At 53.8% G+C, this 6437-nt stretch carries 6 protein-coding genes; 4 read left to right on the forward strand and 2 right to left on the reverse strand.

Annotated features, from left to right (window positions below; translation table 11 throughout):
• Nucleotides 1-129 precede the first annotated feature (129 nt).
• A complete protein-coding gene (locus HMPREF2617_RS01380; RefSeq protein ID WP_070839237.1) occupies nucleotides 130-597 on the forward strand; it encodes an ASCH domain-containing protein in 468 nt (155 codons plus the stop codon).
• A 36-nt stretch (nucleotides 598-633) separates the two neighbouring features.
• Here the strand turns inward: HMPREF2617_RS01380 and HMPREF2617_RS01385 are convergent, their stop codons facing one another.
• A complete protein-coding gene (locus HMPREF2617_RS01385) occupies nucleotides 634-1278 on the reverse strand; it encodes a GntR family transcriptional regulator (RefSeq protein ID WP_070839255.1) in 645 nt (214 codons plus the stop codon).
• Nucleotides 1279-1346: 68 nt separating this feature from the next.
• Nucleotides 1347-2834, reverse strand: coding sequence for an FAD-dependent tricarballylate dehydrogenase TcuA (gene tcuA / locus HMPREF2617_RS01390; protein ID WP_070839239.1), 1488 nt, complete (start codon nucleotides 2832-2834; stop codon nucleotides 1347-1349).
• Nucleotides 2835-3039: 205 nt separating this feature from the next.
• Here tcuA and HMPREF2617_RS01395 point away from each other — a divergent pair, with 205 nt between their 5' ends.
• Genes HMPREF2617_RS01395 through HMPREF2617_RS01405 form a run of 3 tightly spaced genes read left to right on the forward strand, consistent with a single transcriptional unit; the run spans nucleotide 3040 to nucleotide 6238 of the window.
• Nucleotides 3040-4020: a Bug family tripartite tricarboxylate transporter substrate binding protein gene (locus tag HMPREF2617_RS01395; protein ID WP_070839242.1), complete on the forward strand. Its 981-nt coding sequence runs from the start codon at nucleotides 3040-3042 to the stop codon at nucleotides 4018-4020.
• Between the two features lie 2 nt (nucleotides 4021-4022).
• Complete coding sequence (locus HMPREF2617_RS01400) at nucleotides 4023-4664, forward strand: tripartite tricarboxylate transporter TctB family protein (protein WP_070839245.1); 642 nt, start codon at nucleotides 4023-4025, stop codon at nucleotides 4662-4664.
• On the forward strand, nucleotides 4664-6238 hold the full coding sequence (locus HMPREF2617_RS01405) for a tripartite tricarboxylate transporter permease (protein WP_070839248.1): 1575 nt from the start codon (nucleotides 4664-4666) through the stop codon (nucleotides 6236-6238). The genes HMPREF2617_RS01400 and HMPREF2617_RS01405 overlap by 1 nt, the downstream gene beginning before the upstream one ends.
• Nucleotides 6239-6437 lie beyond the last annotated feature (199 nt).

Genomic DNA, 6437 nt, shown 5'->3' on the forward strand with positions numbered 1-6437 from the left:
GTCTGGTTGCACAAACACAGAGCTAGACGATCAGCGGAAAACGACTGTCCAGGATTGCGGAAACCCAAAACTACGAGGCATAACAGTGCGACACCAAGGACGGTGAGCCTCGCTGCCTAATATGAATGTATGAATCGGGACGCCGCAGAACCCATTTCGGAGTTGCCTCGTGGCGAGTTCGCCTTTCCAGGCCCGCTCCGTGACGCTCTTGTCAACGCCATCCTGGGCGGCACGAAAACTGCGACAGCATCCTTGCTGGCTGAATACCCCAACGACTATCAGCCGCATGAGGAAGTGGGTGCCCTCGAGGCCGTCCTTGACTCACATGACAACGTGGTGTGCGTCATCCGCACGACTGAGGTTCAGATTTACCGGTTGGCGGACGTGAGCGACGAGCATGCCATTGCCGAGGGAGAGGGCTACACGGATGCCGGCGAATGGCGTGCCGGGCATGAACGTTATTGGCGCTCGCCAGAATTTGTGGAATACATCGGGGAGCTTGATATCGACGACGACACGCAGGTGGTGTGCCAACGCTTTACCGTTGATGAGCGGTACCCGATCAGGCCGATAGAGCCATGGGACTCGTTGGTATGAGCAGTCCGGGATCTGGGATCTTAGGGTTGTGAACCTCTACTGAGTGGCATCTCGTAGAGCAGCTTTTCGGAGTAGGTTCATCCGGATTTCGCGCGCTGTGCTGAAGTGCTGCTTGGCAATATCTCGAGCGGCCGCAGTATTGCGATCGCTAATTGCTTCTATGAGTTTAGCGTGCTCATTCAGGGCCTCGTTTTGTCGATCGTCGACGCTAAGCGTGGATGTAGGAGCGTGAACCAAATGGGTCATGAGGCGCTCTAGTAGATCGATAAGAACAGGATTTTGGGTCGCTTTCCAGACTGCACGGTGAAATTCCAGGTTGGTTTGGATGAGCTCGGCATCCGTCGGATTTTCTAAGCTCCTATCTCTTTCCAGGAGTGCTTCAAGCGTGAGGATATCGTTCAGGTTCCGATTCTGAGCAGCTTGGCCGGACGCTTCGACTTCGAGCAAGATCCGCATGTCGTAGACTTGGATAACTTGTTCTGGATCCAAACCGCGCACTTCGAGACCTCGATTAACGCGTTCTGCCAACCCCAAGTCTTCTAAACGGGAAAGTGCATCTCTGACCGGTGTACGAGAAACGCCAAAGCGGTTAGCCAGCTGGACTTCTTTCAGTTGAGTGCCGGGCAGAAGCGTGCCATTCAATATCTCGTTGCGAAGTTGGGTGAATATGTCATCGCGCATTTTGAGAGCCTCCGTAAAAATTGCCCGGCCGAAGGGCCGGGCTAGTTTGTACACCAGTGTTCCGCTATTTATGCAACACTACCTGCACGGCGACCAAAGACGCATCCCGCTGCAAGTCCAGATCCACCAGGGTAGTTCGTGGAGAACAGTCCGCCGAGAGCTTCGCCGCAAGCAAACAGTCCTGGAATGATCTCGCCAGATTCATTGAGAACTCTCCCGTTGTCGTCGCCCTTCAGACCGCCAAAGGTGAAAGTGATGCCACAAGTAACCGGGTAGGCATAGAACGGTGCCTTATCGATAGGCGTTGCCCAGTTGGATTTCGGCGGAGTTACAGAGGACGCCTTTCCATCTTTGACTGTGGGATCAAACTCTGCATCGTTGACGTTCGCGTTGAAGTCGTTAATCGTCGCAACGAATGTGTCTGGGTCTACACCAATCTGCTTTGCGAGCTCTTCCAGAGAATCTGCCTTCACCTCGGAGATTCCTGGCATGTCGTACTCTTCGGTGCGAAGCGTTGGGCGGAGATCAGCATCAAAGATCTGATAAGCGATTGAGTCGGGCTGCTCAAGGATTACTTTTCCGTACTTTGCGTAGGTGTAGTTTCGGAAATCCGCTCCTTCGTCGAGGAAGCGCTTGCCCTCATTGTTGATGAGCAGGCCCAAGAAGTACGACTGACGGGTCAAGCGGTTGGTGAGTTCGATATTGGATTCGTTGATCTCGGGGTTTGCATCCCATTGAACTGAGTGGCATGTCTCCCAGTCTCCGCCCTTCGCGGCACCGATCTTCAGAGCAGCGCGGAGCATGTCGCCAACGTTGTATAGGGTGCCACGGACCCTAGCGTTCGCCCAGCGCTCACCCAGGTACTCAGCACGCATTTCGGGGGAGGCCTCAAAACCGCCCGAGGCAATCACTGTGGATTCGGCGCGGAGCGTGAACTGCTGACCATCCTTTTCTGCGATGACCCCGCATACCTTTCCGTCTTCAAGGAGAAGGTCTAGCGCGCGCACCCCGTATCGAATATCAACGCCGTTTTCCTGAGCAACGCGTGTGTGGTCAGCGATGAGGCCTACGCCACCGTCTACATTTCCAACATGCAGGCCGCCCCAGAAGAGGTATGAACCATCTGGACGTTTGTACGCCTGACGCTCATACATCAAGCGGTACTTCAATCCCAAGGACTTGAGCCAGCGAAGGGCATCGGCAGATTCATTGACCAGGATCTCTGCCATACGAGCATCTGTCCGACCTTCGGTGACACGCTCCAGGTCGGCACGGTACTCATCTGCCGAATAGGGAGGCACGACGGTATTTTCGTGCCTTTCGTCATACTCGACGAGGTCCTTAAGGTCTTCCAACCCACCGTGAGCGATTCGGGTTGCTCCGGCGGTGAAATAGGAATTTCCGCCTGCTCTGTCACCTTCGCCGCGCTCGAGAAGGATGACTTTGCGTCCGCGTTCTGCAGCAGCATGGGCGGCACTGAACCCGGCGTTTCCGCCTCCGATCACGATGACGTCTGCATCGATGTCCTGGCGTGCAGTTGAAATGTTGTCTGACATACGTGTCCTTTCGGCATTGAAAGTGTCCTGCATCTCAATGTGCTGAGAATAAAACAAACTAAGCACAAATAGAAACAGTAATCAACCCCTTATGTTCGGAATGTTTTTGGTGTAGAAAGTTTAGAAACATGACACGGTTCACATTTATCGGTTGTAAGTGATACGGGACAATGTTATGTCGATGTTTGCAACGAAAGGAGGCGCCATGGTTAAAGCGTTGCAAGTTGTGACCGCAGCCGTTGCTATTGGTTTATCGGGAGCAGCTATCTATCAGTCGGCCAACAGTGCGAGTACGGGGGAGGCTCGTGCGAATCTGACCATCATCGCTCCAGCAGCGGTTGGTGGAGGTTGGGATGGTTTTTCTAGGGAAGCCCAACAGGTTTTACGTGCAGACAGCATTGTTAATAACGCAAAAGTCGTGAACATTCCCGGCGCCGGTGGGACGATCGGGCTTTCGCAATTTGTGCAAATGCAGGGGGAAGAATCAACAATCATGACTACGGGTGGTGTCATGATCGGCGCCATCGAGCTAAAGGGGAGTGGAGCGACGCTTAAGGATGTAGTGCCGCTTGCTCGTCTGTCGGATGACTACTCAGCTTTGGTGGTGCCTGCAGATTCTGAATATGAAACGCTCGATGACGTTGTTACTGCATGGAAGGCCGATCCGAAAGGATTCTCGATATCGGGAGGATCGCTCGGGTCTATTGATCATTTGTTGACCGGGGCCATCGCCGGGGAAATTGGAATCAATCCAAAAGACGCTAACTACATTGCGTATTCAGGGGGTGGGGAGGCGTTGAACTCGCTGTTGAGCCATACGACCGATATCGGCATCTCTGGCTATAACGAAATCGCCGACCAGGTCGAGGCAGGAACCCTGAGGGCGCTTGCAATTTCATCTGGTGAGCGAATCGAGACGGCACCTGATCTGCCCACCTTCAAGGAGCAAGGCATCAACGTAGAGATGTCCAACTGGAGAGGGTTCCTGGCACCTCCCGGCATTCCTGCAGAAGCAGAGGAAGAACTGCGAGAGATCGTTGATGAACTGCATCGAAGTGAAGCATGGCAAGAGGCGGTTCACCGTAACAGTTGGACCGACGCCTACATGACCGGCGAGGAGCTTGATCGTTACATCGATGAAGAGACAGCCCGCACGAAGGTACTTATCGAACAGTTGGGATTGTAGAAATGAAAAGTAGCGAAAAGTCGGTGCTGCGCGGGAGAAGCGAATTTGTCATGGTTGCCATTCTGGCAATCGTGGCTGGGATCCTGATCTGGGGATCCTTGACGATGGAAGTGCTTTCCGAAAGCAAGCCGGGACCTCAATTTACTCCCATGCTGTTGGGAATCTTGACTGCCATATTCGCAGCAGCCTTAGCTTTTGACATCGTTCGACGGCCAGAAGTTGAAAAAGGTGCTGACTCCGTAGATAACTCGGACATCTACGAGATGTCTATCGACATGCTTCACGATCTTGCTGGCATGAAGTACAGCGAAGATTCCATGTTGCACGAGGAACTGTTGAATCGGCGCAGCTGGAAAGAAAAGGCTGACATTCCGGCAGATTCAAAGGCTCGACCGATTGTGAATTCTGACTGGAAGACGCTCGGTGCGGTCCTCGTATCGGTTCTGGCATTCATTATCGCGCTTCCCTATTTGGGTTGGGTGATAGCCGCTGCTGCATTGTTCTGGCTGGTAGCGCATTTCCTGGGGTCAGAGCGACCAGTTTTTGATATTTGGGTTTCGCTCATCGTGGCATCCGTTATTCAACTGATTTTTGGCGCTCTGATGGGGCTGAATCTACCGACCGGATTTTTTGGAGGCATCTGATGGATCAGTTAGGACTTCTGTTTGAGGGCTTCTTGTCCGCTATCACGCCCTACAACCTTCTATTTGTATTTATCGGTGCGGTGCTCGGTACAGCAGTAGGTGTTTTGCCGGGACTCGGCTCCTCTATGGCAGTGGCCTTGCTGTTGCCGATCACCTTTGCCCTCGACCCCACAGCAGCATTCATTATGTTTGCGGGTGTTTATTTCGGCGGGCTGTTCGGTGATTCCACCGCAGGAATTCTTTTGAACACGCCGGGTCAGTCGTCAGCAATTGCATCAACTTTCGAAGGTCACCGAATGGCCAAAAACGGTCAAGCGGCTAAGGCACTTGCGACGGCAGCTATCGGCGCTTTCATCGGTGGTCTGTTTTCGACCATCATCGTTGTATTCATGTCGCCGTACTTGGTGAAGATGGCAACGCAGTTCGGACCGGCGGAGTACTTTGCACTTGCCGTGTTTGCTTTCGTAGCAATCTCTTCCGTGGTGTCAGAGTCTGTGATTAGGGGACTCGGAGCGCTCGCAATCGGTGTCGCGCTGTCACTTGTTGGTATCGATGGGCCGTCCGGGTCGTCCCGGTTTACGTTCGACCAGCCTGGGCTATTCGACGGCATCGATATCGTTGTAATTACGGTCGGTTTGCTGGCGTTAGGAGAGGTTTTCCATATCGCATCCAGGATCCGCAAGGACCCAGAAGCGCACAAGCTCTCAACTGGTGGCATCGCCAAGCTTTCAGGTAAGGACTTTAAGAAGGCCCTGCCGGCTTGGGTCCGCGGCACTCTATTCGGTGCGCCGTTTGGAATGATCCCGGCGGGCGGTGCTGAGGTGCCGACATTCTTGGCTTACGGTACGGAGAAGCGCATAGCGAAGCACACCGGTGATACGGATTTTGGTACCACTGGCTCAATCCGAGGGCTTGCAGCACCAGAGGCCGCAGGTAACGCAACTGCGGGAACCGCAATGGGAACGTTGCTGGCTCTGGGCCTACCTACTTCTGCGACGGCCGCCATCATGCTGGCTGCTTTCCAGCAGTATGGAATGCAGCCAGGGCCTTTGCTCTTTGAGCGGTCCGGTGACCTGGTGTGGACTCTTCTGGCTTCGTTGTTTATCGCCCTCTTTGTGCTCCTTGCGTTGAACCTTTTCTTGGCGCCGATGTGGGCTCGGTTGCTCTACATTCCCAATCACTACCTGTACGCAGGCATTGTTATCGTCGCGATGCTGGGTGTTTATGCGATCTCTTCCTCCACCTTTGACCTTTTCCTTCTCTTCGCTCTTGGTTTCTTGGGGTTCCTCATGCGCCGGTATCAAATGCCCATTGCGCCACTGCTTATCGGCGTCATCCTGGGGCCACTGGCAGAGACCGAGCTCCGTCGTGCACTTGCAGTCTCCGAAGGCGATCCTTCAATTCTGTTCTCGTCACCGATCACGATCGGAATCTACATCGTGCTGGTTGGTGCAATTGCAGTAACTGTTGTCCAGCACCTTCGCCACCTACGAGGGGATAAAAGAGCTGAAAGTGAAGGAAAAAGCTCTCTGAGCACGAGCCAACGCGAAGAGGCATCATCACTCACTGGATAAGGCAATTGCCGGTGTTTACTGGCATTGTTTTGTCGTTCAACGCCCTGCTGACGTCATTTGGACGTGAGCAGGGCTGTTATTTCAGCTAGGAAAGCCGGTACACCTCGTAGTCGCCGGGGACGCCCGCTCCGGGAACATGCGCAAGTCCGAGCCTCACAGCTAGGCCAATCGATGCCTCATTCACAGGGTCGATGATGGC

This window comes from Corynebacterium sp. HMSC070H05, from assembly GCF_001837615.1.
GTDB classification, from domain to species: domain Bacteria; phylum Actinomycetota; class Actinomycetes; order Mycobacteriales; family Mycobacteriaceae; genus Corynebacterium; species Corynebacterium coyleae.